This is a genomic window from Micromonospora sp. NPDC049107, assembly GCF_040648595.1.
GTDB lineage: Bacteria > Actinomycetota > Actinomycetes > Mycobacteriales > Micromonosporaceae > Micromonospora.
The window spans coordinates 281,715-296,526 of sequence record NZ_JBEZEC010000009.1 but is presented as its reverse complement, the minus strand read 5'-3'; the positions used below and the strand labels follow the sequence as shown (position 1 = coordinate 296,526).

Sequence of the window (14,812 nt, the reverse complement as noted above, 5' to 3'; positions counted from 1 at the left end):
GTGGTCGATCTCCTGGTTCTGGGCGGGTTGGGGGTGGACGTGCGGGTTCGGGTGCCCGCGCTTCCGCTGCCGGCCGCCGACTCGCACACCGTCGAGCCGATCGAGCTGCGGATCGGCAACACCGGAGCCGGGGTGGCGTTGGCCGCTCGGGCGCTGGGGCTGCGGGTGCGGGTGGTCGACACCCTCGGCGCTGACCCGGCCGGCGACGTGGTGCGGGCGGCGCTGACCCGGGCCGGGGTGCCGGCGACGCTGGCCGAGGACCGGGGCGGCACCCGGCGATCGGTGAACCTGGTGGACCCGGGCGGAGCACGCACCTCGCTGTACGACCCGCGCCCGTGGCGGGGCGCGGGCCCGCCGTTCTCCCTGACGCAGGTGGCCGAGCTGGTGGCCGACGCCCGGCACGTCCACCTCTCGATCATGGATTGGACGGTGCCGTTGCTGCCCGCCGTCCGGGCCGCGCTCGCGCCGGGTGTGTCGCTCTCCACCGACCTGCACGACTGGGACGGCGTCAACCCGTACCACCGGCCGTTCGCCGAGATCGCCGACTTGGTCCTGGTCAGCGGGGTACGGCTCGCCGACCGGGCCGGGACGCTCGCCGAGACGCTGACGCCCCGGACCGTGGTCGTGACCCGGGGCGCGGACGGCGCCGAGCTGTTCCCCGGCGACGGCACGCGGGTGCCGGTGCCCGCCGCCGCAGCGCCCGCGCCGGTGGTGGACAGCAACGGGGCGGGCGACGCCTTCGCCGCCGGGCTGATCGCCGGGCGGCTGCGGGGCGAGCCGCTGACGGAGGCGGCCCGGTACGCGGCACGGGTCGCCGCGGCGGCCTGCACCCACGACGGCATGGAATACCCGTCGGGCCGGCTACCTCCCCGATGAACGGCCGGGGTCAGAGGGCTCCGGTCGACCCGTCGGTCAGTTCGCGAAGGATGTCCGCGTGGCCGGCGTGCCGGGCGGTCTCCTCGATGAGGTGGACCAGGATCCAGCGCACCGACACCTCACCGAGCTGTGGGTGCGGCACCACGTGGTCGAGGTCGAAACGCGCGACGACCGTCCGGGACCGGTCACAGGCCCGCTCGTACGCCTCGACGAGCCCGTCGACCGTGTCCCGCTCGTCGAGGGTGAAGCTCGCTACCGCGTCCTGCTCCGAGCGGAGGTAGACGTCGCCGGGCTCGGGGGCCAGCAGCACCGGGAACCAGTTCCGCTCGACCAGGGTCAGGTGCTTGACCAGCCCGGCGAGCGTGGTCGCGGAGGGCACCAGCCGGCGGGCGGCCTCGTCGTCGGACAGACCGCGCACCTTGCGCACCACCATCGCGCGGTGGAAGTCGAGGAACGATTCCAGCACGGCGCGCTCGTCGCCGACGCGGGCGAGCACCGGGCCGAGCGTCGGATCGATGGTCTGCTCTGCCATCCGCCGACACTAACCACGCGGCCGGCTCCGCGCTGCCCCGCATCCCGCTGCGAGGTGGCCGCACGACGGGCAGGATGGGCGCATGGCCTCATCCGTGCAGATTCTTCTCGTCGGCGGCGCGGCGGACGGGCAGACCGTGACCGTCGAGCTGGACACCAACGGCCGCCCGCCGCTCACCCACCACCACCTCGGGTCCGGTGGGCTGGCCGAGGCGCAGATCTACGAGTTGGAATCCGCCCGCGAGGAGGCCCGCGAGTGGCGCTACCGCTGGACCGGCCCAGCGGTGTGAGCGTCGGTCAGGCCCGGGTGAGGGTCTGGCTGCGCAGCTGGTCCAGCACGCCACGGGTGACCTCGGAGGTGCCCCGGGCCTGCTCGCAGACCTCGGCGACCCGGCGGGCGGTGGCCTCGGCGCGCTGCTCGCGTTCGTCCCACAGACGGTCGACCTCGGCCAACAGCGGTCCCTCCACCTCCCGTTCCACCCCCCGCAGCGCCGGCACACCGAGCCGTTGGGCCAGGTCGAAGACCTTTCCGGCGTACGGCAGCGGCAGGAACGGCGTACCCACCATCGCCGCGAAGATCAGGAAGTGCAGGCGCATGCCGACGGCCAGGTCGAAGTGGCGCATCAGCCCGAGCACCTGCTCCGGCGAGTAGGTGCCGTGCAGGATCCGCCCCCGATCCGCGGCGACCATGTGCGACAGCACCCCGTGCGAGTGCCGGATGTCGTCGCGTTCCATCGGCACGAACAGCACGTACGCGTCGATGCGGTGCACCAGGAAGTCACCGATCTGGGCCAGCAGCCGGTGGTAGCCGTCGACGTCGAGGCGTTCGGCGGCCCGTCCCGGCTCCCGGACGCTGATCCCGACCAGCCTCTTGCCGACCGGCACCCCCTCCTCGCTGAGCAGGTGCGCGGGGAAGTCGGCCGGCTGCAACAGGAACGCCGGGTCGGCGGTGACCGTGATCGGGTTGAGCAGTCCGGCCTCCTCCAGGACCATCCGGGACTCCTGGTCCCGGACGGTCACCTGGGTGGCGCCGGCCAACGTCTCGCGGACCATGCCGGTGTCGACCGCGTCGCTGAGCGGTCCGACCCCCACCGCGTACGTGATCAGCGGTAGGCCGCGTTCCTGGGCGACCCGGACGACCCGCAGGTAGCGGCGGGCCTCCCGGTCGTAGAGAATCCCGCCGCCGCCCAGGATCAGCAGGTCGAGCTGGGCCAGCACCAACGCCGAGTCGGTACGGCTGACGCCCTCCCACGGCACCGCCTCGACGTCCGGGTGCGCGGCCCGGGTGTGCTCCGGGTGGCGGGAAAAGACGATGATCCGAGCATTCGGCTCCTGCGTGCGCAGATCGGTGAGCAGGCCGGTGAGGATCGCCTCGTCGCCGAGGTTCCGGCCACCGTACGAGCCGAGCACACCGATGGTCAGTCCGGCGCCGTGCGTCATCCGTCGCTCCTCCCCAGGTGCGGTCCGCGCGGGTTTCCCGCTGGGCAGGTGAACAGTCCCGGTTCAGCTCGGTGGGTCGATCCGCTTCGCCATCTGCTGGGCGGTGACCTCGAAACCCAGGCTCCGGTAGAGGCCGATCGCCACGGTGTTCGTGCCGAAGACGTTCAACCCCAGCTCGGGTACGCCCAGTTCGGCCAGTTCGGCCTCGATGAGCTGGATCATCCGTCGTGCGTGTCCCCGTCCCCGGTGCGCCGGATGTACCTCGATGTTGTAGATCCAGGCCTGTCGGGTCTCGGCGCTCGCCGGCAGGTTGACCCAGATCCAGCCGACCTCGGTGTCGTCGACCCGCCCCACCCGCAACAGCGCCCGCTCGGTGGCCGCGCCCGCCGGCAGCAGCTCCCGGAGCTGCTCGTCCGACCGCTCCCGGGCCGCCTGCGGGGTCAGGCCGCGGTGCGCGACGAGATCCTCGGCGTACCCGACCTCCAGGGGTTCCCGCAGCCGGGCCAGTTCCTGCTCGGTCATCGGCGTCAGAGTCAACTCCACCGCGGCCTCCTTCTTCTCGATCAATCGCGGCGACAAGTCCATCATGTCCACTCCGGCCGCGCCTCGTTCCGGCGGCGGAATTGAGTTGTTCGTCGCGACCGGCGGGTGCACCGTGGCGGGATGGCACAGGTGGCGGCGAGGCGGATCGGCTGGGGTGATCTGCCGGCAACGGTACGGTCCGCGGTCGAGGAGATCATCGGCGATCGGGTGGTCGAGGCGGTCTCCCAGTCGGGTGGTTACTCGCCGGGCACCGCCGACCGGGTCCGTACCGCGACCGGCCGGCGGGCGTTCGTGAAGGCGGTCAACCCGGCGTTGAACCCGGACAGTCCGGTCATGCACCGCGCCGAAGCCCGCATCGCCGGCGCGCTCCCGGCGACCGCGCCGACGCCCCGCCTGCTGGGTTGCCACGACGACGGCGACTGGGTGGCGTTGGTCTTCTCCGACGTGGCCGGAGACCACCCGCACACCCCGTGGCGGGCCGACGAGCTGACCCGGGTCATGGACGCCCTGGAGGCGATGGCCGTCGCGCTCACCCCGAGCCCCGTCGCGCACGTGCCGACCGCCGCCGAGCTGCTGGCGGACGACTTCGCGGGCTGGCACCGAGTCGCCGCCGACCCGCCGCCACGACTCGATCCGTGGGCCCGCGCCCACCTGGACGAGCTGCGCGCGGCCGCCGACGAGGGCGTCGCCGCGCTCGCCGGGGACACGCTCTGCCACGTCGACGTACGGGCCGACAACCTGCTGTTCGACGCCGCCGGCACGGTGACCGTGGTCGACTGGCCGTGGGCCTGCCGGGGGCCCGCCTGGCTGGACACGGCGCTGCTGCTGGTGAACGTCCGGCTGCACGGCGGGCACGACACCGAGGCGATGCTGCGCCGGCTGCCGCTCACCGCCGACGTCGACCCGGCCTCGATCACCGGCGTGTACGCCGGGCTGGCCGGCTTCCTGGCCGACCGCGCCCGCCGCCCGCCACCGCCCGGCATCCCCGCCCTACGGGCGTTCCAGCAGGCCCAGGCCGACGCCCTGCTGCCCTGGCTGGCAGCCCGCCTCGGCTGACGCCCGATCGGTCAGCTCCCGGTGGTCGCCGCCTCGAACTGGCGGGCCAACTGCCCCAGGTCGTCCAGGCGTACGTCGCCGTCGAGTCCCTTGAGCGCGGCGGTCACCGCGCCGGCCGCGCGCCCGGCCCGCAACCCGACCTCGGCGTCCTCGACGACCAGGCAGCGCGCCGGTGGCACGTCGAGCAGCGCGGCGGCGCGGAGGTAACCCTCCGGCGCCGGCTTGCCCTCGCGGACGTCCTGGACCGTCACCAACACCGGTGGCGCGATGCCGGCGGCACCGAGCCGGGCCTCGGCCAGCCGCACGTCGGCGCTGGTCACCACCGCCCACGGCACCCCCGACCGGGCCAACGTCGACAGCAGCTCATGGGCGCCCGGGGTGGCGGTCACGTCGGACAGGTCGTCGTACTGCAACGCCAACTGCCGTGCCGCCGCCACGGCAACCGCCGTGTCGTCGAGGGCGGGAAGGAGCCGACGGATCGTCTGGTCGGCGGGCCTGCCGTGCGCGATCGCGAGGGCCGCCGCCGGTTCGACGGCGTACTCGGAAGCCCACCGCTCCCAGGCCCGCTCGACGGCGGCGTCGGAGTCCACCAGCGTGCCGTCCATGTCGAAGAGCACCGCGCCGATGCCGGACAGATCCACCTGATCACCTCCCCGCCCGAGCATAGGCGGGACGCGGTCACCCCTCGCGGTCGACGGCGGGACGCGCGACGTCGACGAACGCGACGCGGCGGTCCGTGCGTACCTCGATGGCCGCGAGCCACCGCTCCCGGTGCCGGTCGCGCAGCGACACCGCCGCGTCGCCCGGCTCGTCGGCGAGCCGGCGCTGCTCGGCGTACTCCGTCGTCAGGCTGGCCACCACCGACCGGCCCGCCGCCGCGACGTCCGCCGGGCCCTGCAGCAACACCAGGTTGTACGCCTCGTCCACGCCGCGCATCGCCGCGTACGTCTCGTCGTAGCCGGGCGTGACCGCGTCCGCGCCCGGCTCGACCCACCGCCGGTCCAGCCGCCGGTACGCCGCGTCGCAGGCGCCGAGGAACCCGACGTACGCGTCGCGCCGCAGCTCCTCGCGCCGGAGCGCGGCCCGGTCGGCGCTCTCCTCGCGGGCGACGGTGAGCTGGTGGGCGAGCTGCCGGCGGGTGCTGCGGGCGGCGATCAGCCCGGTCAGGGCGGCGGCGGTCAACGTGGACAGTGACGTGATCAGCGCGACGGCGACGGTATCCTGCACGCGCCCATTCTGGCGGTACGCGGGGCGGTCAGCGGGGCGGGTCCTCGCCGGTGAGCCCGTCCACCGACTCGCGGATCAGGTCGGCGTGCCCGGCGTGCCGCGCGTACTCCTCGATGAGGTCGACCAGGACCCGCCGGAGGCTGGGCACCTGGCCGTCGGGCCACTCGCCCCGGGCCAACTGCTCCGGGCCGCCGTCGGCCAGCAACTCGGCGACGGTGGCCCGGGACCGCGCCACTGCCCCCTGCCACAGCGTGTAGAGCTGTTCCGGGGTGTCCTCGGCGGCCGAGCGCCACTCCCAGCCCGGGTTGGCGTCCCAGTCGACGGTGTCCCACGGGGGTCCCGGTGAACGCCCGGCCAGCTTGAAGGAGAAGTAGAGGTCCTCGACCAGGGCCAGGTGCTTGAGCAGCCCGCCCAGAGTGATCGACGACGGGCCGAGCGTTGCCCGCAGGCCGGCCGCGTCGAGCCCGCCGGTCTTCCAGGCCAGGGTGGCGCGCTGCCGGTCGAGAGAGCCGAGCAGGGTGGCGGTCTCGTCGCCCGCGATCGGCGGCTCGGGGTGACCGTGCTCGTCGCCGCTGGTCATGGGGACCGAGGCTAACGGCGGACGGGGTACGTGCGCCACCCGTGGGTATGTTCAGCTCAGCGCCGCGCCAGGTGGCGAGGGCGAGGACCGTTCCGCCGATTACCGCTTCCGGCGCCATTCGAGACGACCTCGATACAACATCGGCGCGCCTTCACCTCGCGCGACGCACAGCGCGTCGTCCTCAACCCACCAGAAGTCACCGACCTGGACAAAAACCGGAGCGTCCAACGTCAAGGCGAGGAGACAGCCGTCTGAGCTGCCGGGCAGCCCTTCCAGGTCGTCGATGAGTTGCAGTCGGCGCGCGGAGACGGGCTCGGTCAGCACGGGACAATTGTGCGCGCGGCGCACTGGGCGGCGGGAGGCCGAACCACCGTACGACCGGGAGTCAGCGTCGGTTGCGCTTGCGGAGGACGGCCCAAACTCCGCCCGCGACTGCGGCCGTGAACGGCAGCAGGCAACAAAGGCTGAGGACCGCAAGATGCCATGGTTTGATCGCGCCCATAGCCGCGAAGGCTATCGGGTGCGGTCAAATGGCTCCGCGCGGCGGCATGGCCTGTGCGCGAAGCCCACACGGACAGGAGCGCGAGCGATGTCGAAGACGCCGGCCGCGAGCCGTACGGCGGTTCTCGTCTGCCAGGGCCGCGCGGCGGCGGATGGCCTGGTCGCTCCCGGCCGGTTCGCCGACCCGACGGCCATGCGCCTGCTCCGCGCCGCCGAGCGGGAGGCCGTGGATTGGGTACGCGACGGTGCCGTGCCCCAGTCGTGGCGGCAACGGGTCGACTACGAGACGGTACGGGCCTGCGCCGACATGATCGTGCCGCGCACGGTGGCGATCGACGACGCCGTACGCGCCCACCACAGCGCGCAGGTGGTGATCCTCGGGGCCGGGCTCGACGGTCGGGCCTGGCGGATGCCGGAACTCGTGGGCAGGACGATCTTCGAGGTCGACCAGCCGAGCAGCCAACGCGACAAACGCGAACGCGCCGAGGTACTGGCCGGCACTCCCCCGACGTTCGTGACGGTGGACTTCGCCCGTGACCGGCTAGCCGAGGCGCTGGCCGTCGCCGGTCATCGCCCCGACGAGCCGACGACGTGGATCTGGGAGGGCGTCGTGCCGTACCTGACCACGACGGAGGTGTCTACGACGGTCGCCGCGCTCGCCGCCTGCTCGGCCCCGACGAGCCGCCTCGTTGTCAACTTTCAGCTACCCGGGACGACCCTGACGCTGGGTCGGCTCGTCGCACGGGTGCTGATGGCGTCCACCGGCCGGCGCAGCTTCTGGGCGACCGAGCCGTGGCGCTCGACCTGGACGCCGGCCGCCATGGCCGCGTTGCTCTCCCGGTACGGCTTCACGGTCACCGGCGACCACGACCTGCTCGAGACGGCGCGAGAGCTGTCCCTGCCGATCCGTCGGACCACGTCCCTGGCACACAGCCGGGTGATGGTCGCCGATCGCGCGTGACGCCCGTCCCGGGTCAATCCACCAGCCGAGCCACCAGCGCGGTGAGCGTGTCGGGGTGTTCGTCGGTGACGAGGTGACCGGCGGCGGGGACGATGTCGACGCCGGCCTGTAGCCGCTGTTCCGCCGCCGCGCGCAGCCGGTCCGGGGGCAGGAACACGTCGTGGTCGCCGCTCGCGAGCACGACCGGCGTCCTGCGCGTCGCCGCCGACAGGAACTCGTCGGTACTCACCGGACGGGCGTGTCGGGCGACGAGCGTCATCCACTCCACCAGCTCGGCGCGCGGCGTGCGGCCGGGCGCGGACAGCAGGCGCAGCAACCGGAGGCTCGACGCCGGCCGGGGCCGCGCGAGCCAGCCCAGGAACGCCAGCAGGACACCAGGGGTGACCCTGAGCCGGCACAGTCCACCCGGTGCCACCGCGACCGTGCCGCTGACCCGGGGGTGCTCGGCGGCGAGCGTCACCGCGCCACCGAACGAGTGCCCGAACGTCACGACCGGCCCGCTGGTGGCCTCCTCGACGACCTCGGCAAGCCACCTGCCGTACCAGGCGAGCCCGCCGTCGGCGACGTCCGCCGCGTCGGCGCTGAGGCCGGGCTGGCCCGGGATGTCGGCGGCCACCACCCGGTACTGCCGGGCCAGGGCCGTGAGCAGCGGCAGGTAGGCCGCCGTGCTGAAGCGGTCACCGGCGACGAAGACGACCGTCACCGTCCCCGCGCCGGTGCTGAGGAGGTGCGTGTCGTGGCCGTGGGCCCGGATGATGCGTCGCTCGTGCGGGGTCGACCACCCGTTGAGCTGCTGCGCACACCACCGGCGGATGGTGTCCCTGCCCGCGGGGGTGCGGTAGATGGACGTCACCGCTGCATCCTGCACCACGCTACCGGTGATCGTTCTCGACCTGCACCAACGACAATCGATGTACATTGATGGACGGTCGCCGCCCGCCCACGGAAGGACGAACGTAGTGAGACGCAACAGACTGCTTCCATCCCTGGTGGCGGCGCTCACCCTGGTCGGAGCGGCGATCGTCGCGGTCACCACCCTGGCCGCCGCCCCGGCCCAGGCCGCGCCGGTCACGATCCCCAACGGCACGCAGTTCACCGACACCGCCGGCAACCTGCTGCACGCGCACGGTGGTGGGGTACTCAAGGTCGGCGACTACTACTACTGGTTCGGTGAGAACCGCAACGCCAACAACACGTTCCGGGCGGTCTCGGTCTACCGCTCCACCAACCTGCGCGACTGGGAGTTCCGCAACAACGTGCTGACCCAGTCGTCGGCGGCGGAACTGCAGTCGGCCAACATCGAGCGGCCGAAGGTCATCTACAACGCCAGCACCAACCGGTACGTGATGTGGATGCACAAGGAGAACGGCACCGACTACGGCGAGGCCAGGGCCGCCGTCGCCTCCTCGGCCACCGTGGACGGCACCTACACCTACCACGGCAGCTTCCGGCCGCTGGGCAACATGTCGCGGGACATCACGCTCTACAACGACGGCGGTACCGCCTACATGGCCTCGGCCGGCGACGAGAACCGCGACCTGCTCATCTACCGCCTCAGCGCCGACTACCTCAGTCCGGCCACGCTGGTCGGTAACTTCTGGAACGACGGCAACCGCGAGGCACCGGCCCTGTTCAAGCGCGGCAGCACCTACTTCCTGCTCACCTCGGGCCTCACCGGTTGGAGCCCGAACCAGGCCAGGTACGCCACGGCGTCCAGCATTTCCGGTCCGTGGACCGGCATGACCAACGTCGGGGACTCGACCACCTTCCGCTCCCAGTCGGCCTTCGTGCTCCCCATCCAGGGCACGTCGACGACGAGCTACCTCTACCTCGGCGACCGCTGGGCCGGGGCCTGGGGCGGGCCGGTCAACGACTCCCAGTACGTGTGGTTGCCGATCGCCTTCCCCACCGCCACGACCATGAGCCTGACCTGGTATCCCACCATCACCATCGACGCCGCCGCGGGCACCGTCACCGGAGAGGCGCCACTCTCCTACCGCATCACCAACCGCAACAGCGGCAAGGTGGTCGACGTGCTGGACCATGCCGTCACCGACAACGCCGAAGTCAGACAATGGTCCTGGAACGGGGGCGCGAACCAGAAGTGGGAGTTCCGCGACGCCGGTAGCGGCTACTTCCGGATCGTCAACCAGAACAGCGGCAAATGCCTCGACGTCGCCAACGCCTCCACCGCCAACAACGCCAACGTCGTCCAGTACACCTGTGGCGGGGGCGCCAACCAGCAGTGGCAGTGGGTCGCCACCGGCAGCTATTACCAGTTGCGCGCCCGACACAGCGGCAAGTGCCTGGACGTGGTGAGCAGCGGCACGGCAGACGGCACCGACATCACCCAGTACACCTGCGGAAGCGGCGCCAACCAGCAGTGGACCCGCACCCAGTCCTGACGCTGCTCTCGACACCGCTGGACGGACTTTGAGGAGGAGTTGGCGCTAGTGCCGCAGGCCACTCCGATTGAGAAGCCGCCAAGCCGCAGCGTTGACGACATGATGCGAGAGTTGCTTGAGCGCGCACGGGAGATGCAGCGATCGATAGTGGCGAGCGATCGCACCTTACCCGATCAGAGAGAGTCTTTTGCAGAGCGCAGTTATCAGGAAGCAGTACGACGAGCAATTGCGAGGCTTGGCTGGAGCTTCTTCCCCCTCCAGCAGGACCGGGGAATTGATGGCATCCTCGTCATTGACTCTCTAACGCTGAATGTAATTGTCACTCGACGTCTAGGACTCGCCGGTAACCATCGGATTACTGATAGTCGTAGAATCGGTGCCAAATACGAAGGAAGCTGCCGAACTTACCGCATCAACTGATTCTTTCACAATCGTCACCTGGCACGGGAACCCAGATGATGAAAGGATCCGTGAGGCGGTTGCCCGCCTACTGCCACAAACAACCGAGGAAGAGCAGGCGAACGCGGAGAACGCATAGATCGCTCATGGGCACGATTTGAGGCACAGCCCCTACAGGGACTCACCCCGGAGGACCACATCCAGCAGTCACGCCCACACAGCGACCGGCCCGAGCTTTCACAGAACCTAGACCAACTGTCAAGCATGTCGTGGGACGGATTCATCAAGCATGTGGTGGGACTAGACACGCCGGCAGTCGGCCTGACCTCCGTCGAGTGAGGTGCGACAGTCGTCCGCCAGGTGCTCTGGGTCAGCCGAGAGTGCGCGTCGCGGCTAGATCAGTGTGCTCGACCAACGTGTGCGCTAGGTTACGTCGTTCAATCTGTCGAGCGTGCCATCGTGCTGGTCGTCGTATCGGTACAGGCGCGCCTTGCAAGCGGCCGGCGCGAGCCACAGGAGGCGGCATGTCCGACGAGATCAGGCTCAGCGCGGTCACCCTGGACTGCCCGGACGCCGTCGCCTTGGCGGAGTTCTACGCCAGCATCACCGGTGGAACCCTGACACACGCCGGGGGCGGCTGGGCATGCGTGCTGAGCCCGACCGGGCGGATCAACTTCCAGACTGTGCCCGGATACACGCCACCCACCTGGCCCGACCCCACCTCGTCGATCATGATGCATCTCGACTTCATGGTCGTGGACCGAGACGCCGCCGAGGCCCGAGTGCTCGCTGCCGGAGCAACAAAGTACGACTTCCAGCCCAACAGCGAACAGTGTTATGTCTACGCCGACCCGGCGGGCCACCCGTTCTGCCTGACCACCTGGGAGGCCACGACCACACCAACGCAGCTCGGCTGATCGAGCCGCGCAGACGAAGGAATCCCGCTGTCAACCCTAGGCAAACAACGGGATCGAGGCTCGGCTGGCCGGTTGCGGTACTTCGCTGCCGTCAGACGGCTGCGCCGAGGTGAGCTGCACGGCCTGCGGTGCGCCTGCCTTCGTCGCGGACAGCGCCGACTACTGGGGGGACGCCGAGCCGGGCGACTGTGCGTGCCCATGTGGCGGCGAAGTCTTCCACGTCGCCGTCGGCTTCGCCCGGTACGCCGACGGTGAGGTTCGCTGGATCAGTGTCGGACTGCATTGTGTCCAGGACGGCACGATGGGCGTCTACGCCGACTGGAAGATCAACTACAGCCCCACTGATCATCTTCTTGATGGTGCCGTCTGACAATTCGCGGCAGGTTGCGGACCCCGCATGCCAGCCCGGACGCACCGCCAGCGTCGACGGTAGCGTCCGAGCGTGCGATATCTCAGCCGGTCGTCGACCTGTTCGGCCAACAGCTCGGACTCTGGCGCGCGCCCGGTAGCTTCGATGGCATGACGAGTCTGGTGGTGTCTCTCGGAGCGCTCGTCGTGTTGCTGGTGGCGGCGTTCGTCTTTGTGGGTTGGCGCGATCGGAAGCGCCTCTCGTCGCCTGAGGACTCGGCCGCGGGGCGCGATGCGAGATCGGCCCAGGAGCGGCACGCGGCCGAGCGACATGGCGCACAGGGCGACGTGTGGCGGCGGGGCCAGAACTCCAGCAGCACGTGAGTAGGACCTGCTCGGGCTACGGGCGGGTGGGACGGCATCACCTGGACCTGGGATTTCGTCCAAGCGGCGTGGGCCGAGCCGATCGTCGACGATCTCCGGCGAGGAATCCCACCCCCGGGTCACCCGGGTGAAGCCCTTCACGGCTAGCGCTGGTGCATCAACTCAGGGATGATCAACGTCATGTCGGAACAGGATCTGGCCGGAGTTTGGCGTCGCATCATCCAAGGGGATGGCAAATCCTGGGTCGTGTTCGCCCACGGCACGTGCGTCGTACTACCCACTCCCGGACCCAGCGCCGACCTCGCCGCTCAGGCCATCGAGATCCTGCGCGAGTACGGCCCTGTTCACGTCGGCTCATCTGCCGGAGACTTCAGCACCATCACTCTCGATCCCGGTCCCGGATGGGTGGTCTACGGCCACCACAACGACGTGCTGACCTACGTGGGGCCCGACGAAGTCCAGGACAGCAGCGACCTGGCCGTTGGTCTCTATGGACGCCACAAGCGCGACCAGGACGGCCATGAGCTCGACGTCGTACACGTCGAGGACAAGCGGCCCCGATAGCTGGCTGACGTCGCTCGACTAGGCACTACAGGTTGCCCTTCGACGGCTGGAGACGGCATGTTCTTGTCCGCGCCGGCGCCGCACCTAAGACGCCCAGGTGGCATGGCCACACGGTTAGGAATTCTCGGCGCCGCAAGGAAGAGCAGCCTCGCTACCTGCCGTCACCGCTGGCCAGGCACTCGTCACCGACCGCGAGATCGGGCACGCAACGGGCACGGTGGAATGTCACCCGCGCCCGCCTGGCCGGTACCCCCCGTTCGGATGGGACGCAGGTAATCTTCGCCGGGTGGTTCAGGTGCATTGGCGACCACTCCTCCCGGCAACGGCCGACGATCTTCTGGACGGGGTGGAGTTTGGCGACGGTTGCCTCAGAGAGTTGACCTTCAGGTCAAGCTGTGGGGAAGGCGCTCAGCAGTCTGCGGTCGCACTTCTGGACGTCCGGCGGGTCGGTCAGACTCGATGGGTACAGCTCCACATCGAGTTCTCGCGCCTTGCCCGTTGGAAGGTCGTGGACCTCGGCACCTTCTCCTGGGTGCTCGACGACAAACCCCAGCTCGTTCAGGACGAAGCCGGACTCCTTCACCTCGACTTGGACAACCCCGGCGAGGAGCGCACAGTCGATGAGATGGCAGAGCGCTCCCACCTCTACCTCGCCGCTCGTCAGATCCGGTGGGCAATCACCGACACAGGATGATCCTCGGCTCGCGCGTGGAGCGACTCGTCATCCTGACGCTGCGCTACATCGCCCGCGAGACCTACCCTTGCCTGACGCTGACGACCACAGCGAGATCAGGACTACGGGATGCATGATCACGACGAGCTAGCGCCCGGGGTCTGGTCCTGGCTCCAGGCCTGGTACGCGACTCAGTGCGATGGCGAGTGGGAACACGAGTACGGCATTCGGATCGAGACGCTCGACAACCCCGGGTGGTCGGTCCGCATCGACCTGGGCGATACGGCACTGTCGGGAATGGCCTACGAGCGGCAGGAACTCCGTAGAGGCGAGCACGATTGGGTGCTGACCCGGGTCGAGGAAGACCAGTTCAGGGCAGCGTGTGGGCCACTCAACCTCGGCGAGGCGCTACACCTGTTTCGGCAGTGGGTCGAGACTACGACCCGCGTGGCCCGGCCGCAGGCCTGACAGGAATAGGAGCGTCCACTTCGCCGGTAGCCCGGTGTCGGGGGCTCAGGACGTGCGTGACAGATCGGTATCAGAACCTGCATGACGCTCGTGCTGGTCCGCGGGTAGGCAAATCAGTAGCTGTCGGCGCTGATCTCGTGCACCGCTCCGTCTGGTCCCAAGCGGTACCTCCGAGGCGGTCCCATGGCCTGTAGTGCCCCCGCGTATGCGGCCTCACGGGCTGCCTGGTCCTCGTTGGACGGGTCGGTCACGCGAAAGCCGTGCAGATGAACGGCGTCAGCGTCGATGTCGTCGGGGGAACGATGGCCCTCGATGATGAAACCGAACAGCGCGCGTAACGCTTCCTCGCCGAGGTCGAGGGGATGGAACGGCAGCGGGTAGGGGTCCTGGTTGTGCCAGCCTGGTACGGGCTCGACGGGATGTTCGCCGGCCCAGTACGGCAACTCGAAGTCGTAGGGCTTGCCGATGTCCTCCTGGATGCCACTATCGGGCGACAGGCTCAGCGATCGGATCAGCACGCCGTCCTCCCACACCGCGAAGCCGAGCCAGTCCACGACCGAGTGCATCCCGTGGACGATGATTCGACGGCCTGCTCCAGTTCGGCGCAGGTGCTCCGGTAGCTCAGACGGGCGATCGAGCATGAGCCGCCGGTCGCAGTACAACTCTGCCCCGGCCACGACCGTCGCGTACATGAAGTCATCTGGCGGGTAGGTGCCCTCGAGCAAGGTGTTGTCATCAGCGGGTTCGACCACGTAGCCGGGGTGGACTTGACGTACCAACGCCTCGGTCTCGGCTCGCTCCGACCGCGTCGCGCCGCGCAGCGCCGGACGGATGTCGCCGTCGGCGAACGCCAGAAGGGCTGTCTTCGCGCCCACGTCGCTTCCTCCAGTTCTGCGGCAGGCCACCTTTCGCACGCCACCTGGCGGACATGATCATCTA

21 protein-coding genes are annotated in these 14,812 nt (G+C 70.0%); 12 read left to right on the top strand and 9 right to left on the bottom strand.

Annotated features, from left to right (window positions below):
- Window positions 1–876, top strand: a complete 876-nt coding sequence (locus AB0B55_RS23425) for a PfkB family carbohydrate kinase (RefSeq protein WP_357173700.1) — start codon at window positions 1–3, stop codon at window positions 874–876.
- Between the two features lie 10 nt (window positions 877–886).
- Here the strand turns inward: AB0B55_RS23425 and AB0B55_RS23420 are convergent, their stop codons facing one another.
- A complete protein-coding gene (locus AB0B55_RS23420; RefSeq protein ID WP_357132600.1) occupies window positions 887–1,408 on the bottom strand; it encodes a DinB family protein in 522 nt (173 codons plus the stop codon).
- 82 nt (window positions 1,409–1,490) lie between these two features.
- Between AB0B55_RS23420 and AB0B55_RS23415 the strand changes: the two genes are divergently transcribed.
- On the top strand, window positions 1,491–1,697 hold the full coding sequence (locus tag AB0B55_RS23415; protein WP_355051431.1) for a hypothetical protein: 207 nt from the start codon (window positions 1,491–1,493) through the stop codon (window positions 1,695–1,697).
- A gap of 7 nt (window positions 1,698–1,704) precedes the next feature.
- Here AB0B55_RS23415 and AB0B55_RS23410 read toward each other — a convergent pair whose 3' ends face one another.
- Window positions 1,705–2,847, bottom strand: a complete 1,143-nt coding sequence (locus AB0B55_RS23410) for a polysaccharide pyruvyl transferase family protein (protein ID WP_357132596.1) — start codon at window positions 2,845–2,847, stop codon at window positions 1,705–1,707.
- Window positions 2,848–2,910: 63 nt separating this feature from the next.
- On the bottom strand, window positions 2,911–3,390 hold the full coding sequence (locus tag AB0B55_RS23405; RefSeq protein WP_357173697.1) for an N-acetyltransferase: 480 nt from the start codon (window positions 3,388–3,390) through the stop codon (window positions 2,911–2,913).
- Window positions 3,391–3,510: 120 nt separating this feature from the next.
- Here AB0B55_RS23405 and AB0B55_RS23400 point away from each other — a divergent pair, with 120 nt between their 5' ends.
- Entirely contained in the window at window positions 3,511–4,446 is a 936-nt protein-coding gene (locus AB0B55_RS23400) for a phosphotransferase (protein WP_357173694.1), read from the top strand.
- A gap of 11 nt (window positions 4,447–4,457) precedes the next feature.
- Here the strand turns inward: AB0B55_RS23400 and AB0B55_RS23395 are convergent, their stop codons facing one another.
- The 4 genes from AB0B55_RS23395 to AB0B55_RS23380 all read right to left on the bottom strand — a co-directional run bounded on the left by AB0B55_RS23395 (window position 4,458) and on the right by AB0B55_RS23380 (window position 6,577).
- The gene (locus AB0B55_RS23395; RefSeq protein ID WP_357173691.1) at window positions 4,458–5,087 is read right to left on the bottom strand and encodes an HAD-IA family hydrolase; all 630 of its coding nucleotides are present in this window, start codon (window positions 5,085–5,087) and stop codon (window positions 4,458–4,460) included.
- Between the two features lie 37 nt (window positions 5,088–5,124).
- Window positions 5,125–5,673 carry a hypothetical protein gene (locus tag AB0B55_RS23390; RefSeq protein WP_357173688.1) on the bottom strand — a complete coding sequence of 183 codons (549 nt, stop codon included), beginning with the start codon at window positions 5,671–5,673 and terminating at the stop codon, window positions 5,125–5,127.
- A 28-nt stretch (window positions 5,674–5,701) separates the two neighbouring features.
- Window positions 5,702–6,253 carry a DinB family protein gene (locus tag AB0B55_RS23385; RefSeq protein ID WP_357173685.1) on the bottom strand — a complete coding sequence of 184 codons (552 nt, stop codon included), beginning with the start codon at window positions 6,251–6,253 and terminating at the stop codon, window positions 5,702–5,704.
- A 99-nt stretch (window positions 6,254–6,352) separates the two neighbouring features.
- Complete coding sequence (locus AB0B55_RS23380) at window positions 6,353–6,577, bottom strand: hypothetical protein (RefSeq protein WP_357132578.1); 225 nt, start codon at window positions 6,575–6,577, stop codon at window positions 6,353–6,355.
- 265 nt (window positions 6,578–6,842) lie between these two features.
- On the opposite strand from AB0B55_RS23380, the gene AB0B55_RS23375 reads away from it, so the two are divergent.
- On the top strand, window positions 6,843–7,715 hold the full coding sequence (locus AB0B55_RS23375) for a class I SAM-dependent methyltransferase (protein WP_357132575.1): 873 nt from the start codon (window positions 6,843–6,845) through the stop codon (window positions 7,713–7,715).
- Window positions 7,716–7,728: 13 nt separating this feature from the next.
- On the opposite strand, the gene AB0B55_RS23370 is transcribed toward AB0B55_RS23375, so the two are convergent.
- Window positions 7,729–8,568 carry an alpha/beta hydrolase gene (locus AB0B55_RS23370; RefSeq protein WP_357173683.1) on the bottom strand — a complete coding sequence of 280 codons (840 nt, stop codon included), beginning with the start codon at window positions 8,566–8,568 and terminating at the stop codon, window positions 7,729–7,731.
- A 106-nt stretch (window positions 8,569–8,674) separates the two neighbouring features.
- Here AB0B55_RS23370 and AB0B55_RS23365 point away from each other — a divergent pair, with 106 nt between their 5' ends.
- From AB0B55_RS23365 to AB0B55_RS23330, 8 genes are all read left to right on the top strand, one after another.
- On the top strand, window positions 8,675–10,120 hold the full coding sequence (locus AB0B55_RS23365; RefSeq protein ID WP_357173680.1) for an RICIN domain-containing protein: 1,446 nt from the start codon (window positions 8,675–8,677) through the stop codon (window positions 10,118–10,120).
- Between the two features lie 48 nt (window positions 10,121–10,168).
- Entirely contained in the window at window positions 10,169–10,540 is a 372-nt protein-coding gene (locus tag AB0B55_RS23360; RefSeq protein ID WP_357132565.1) for a hypothetical protein, read from the top strand.
- Window positions 10,541–11,043: 503 nt separating this feature from the next.
- Entirely contained in the window at window positions 11,044–11,436 is a 393-nt protein-coding gene (locus tag AB0B55_RS23355) for a VOC family protein (protein ID WP_357173677.1), read from the top strand.
- A gap of 109 nt (window positions 11,437–11,545) precedes the next feature.
- A complete protein-coding gene (locus AB0B55_RS23350; protein ID WP_357173674.1) occupies window positions 11,546–11,806 on the top strand; it encodes a hypothetical protein in 261 nt (86 codons plus the stop codon).
- Window positions 11,807–11,955: 149 nt separating this feature from the next.
- Window positions 11,956–12,168 carry a hypothetical protein gene (locus AB0B55_RS23345; protein ID WP_357132556.1) on the top strand — a complete coding sequence of 71 codons (213 nt, stop codon included), beginning with the start codon at window positions 11,956–11,958 and terminating at the stop codon, window positions 12,166–12,168.
- A 168-nt stretch (window positions 12,169–12,336) separates the two neighbouring features.
- Window positions 12,337–12,732 (top strand): hypothetical protein, encoded by a 396-nt coding sequence (locus tag AB0B55_RS23340; RefSeq protein ID WP_357173671.1) that lies wholly within the window; start codon window positions 12,337–12,339, stop codon window positions 12,730–12,732.
- Window positions 12,733–13,018: 286 nt separating this feature from the next.
- Window positions 13,019–13,426: a hypothetical protein gene (locus tag AB0B55_RS23335; RefSeq protein ID WP_357173668.1), complete on the top strand. Its 408-nt coding sequence runs from the start codon at window positions 13,019–13,021 to the stop codon at window positions 13,424–13,426.
- Window positions 13,427–13,534: 108 nt separating this feature from the next.
- The gene (locus tag AB0B55_RS23330) at window positions 13,535–13,873 is read left to right on the top strand and encodes an immunity 53 family protein (RefSeq protein ID WP_357132547.1); all 339 of its coding nucleotides are present in this window, start codon (window positions 13,535–13,537) and stop codon (window positions 13,871–13,873) included.
- Between the two features lie 113 nt (window positions 13,874–13,986).
- Here AB0B55_RS23330 and AB0B55_RS23325 read toward each other — a convergent pair whose 3' ends face one another.
- The gene (locus AB0B55_RS23325) at window positions 13,987–14,748 is read right to left on the bottom strand and encodes a hypothetical protein (protein ID WP_357173666.1); all 762 of its coding nucleotides are present in this window, start codon (window positions 14,746–14,748) and stop codon (window positions 13,987–13,989) included.
- Window positions 14,749–14,812 lie beyond the last annotated feature (64 nt).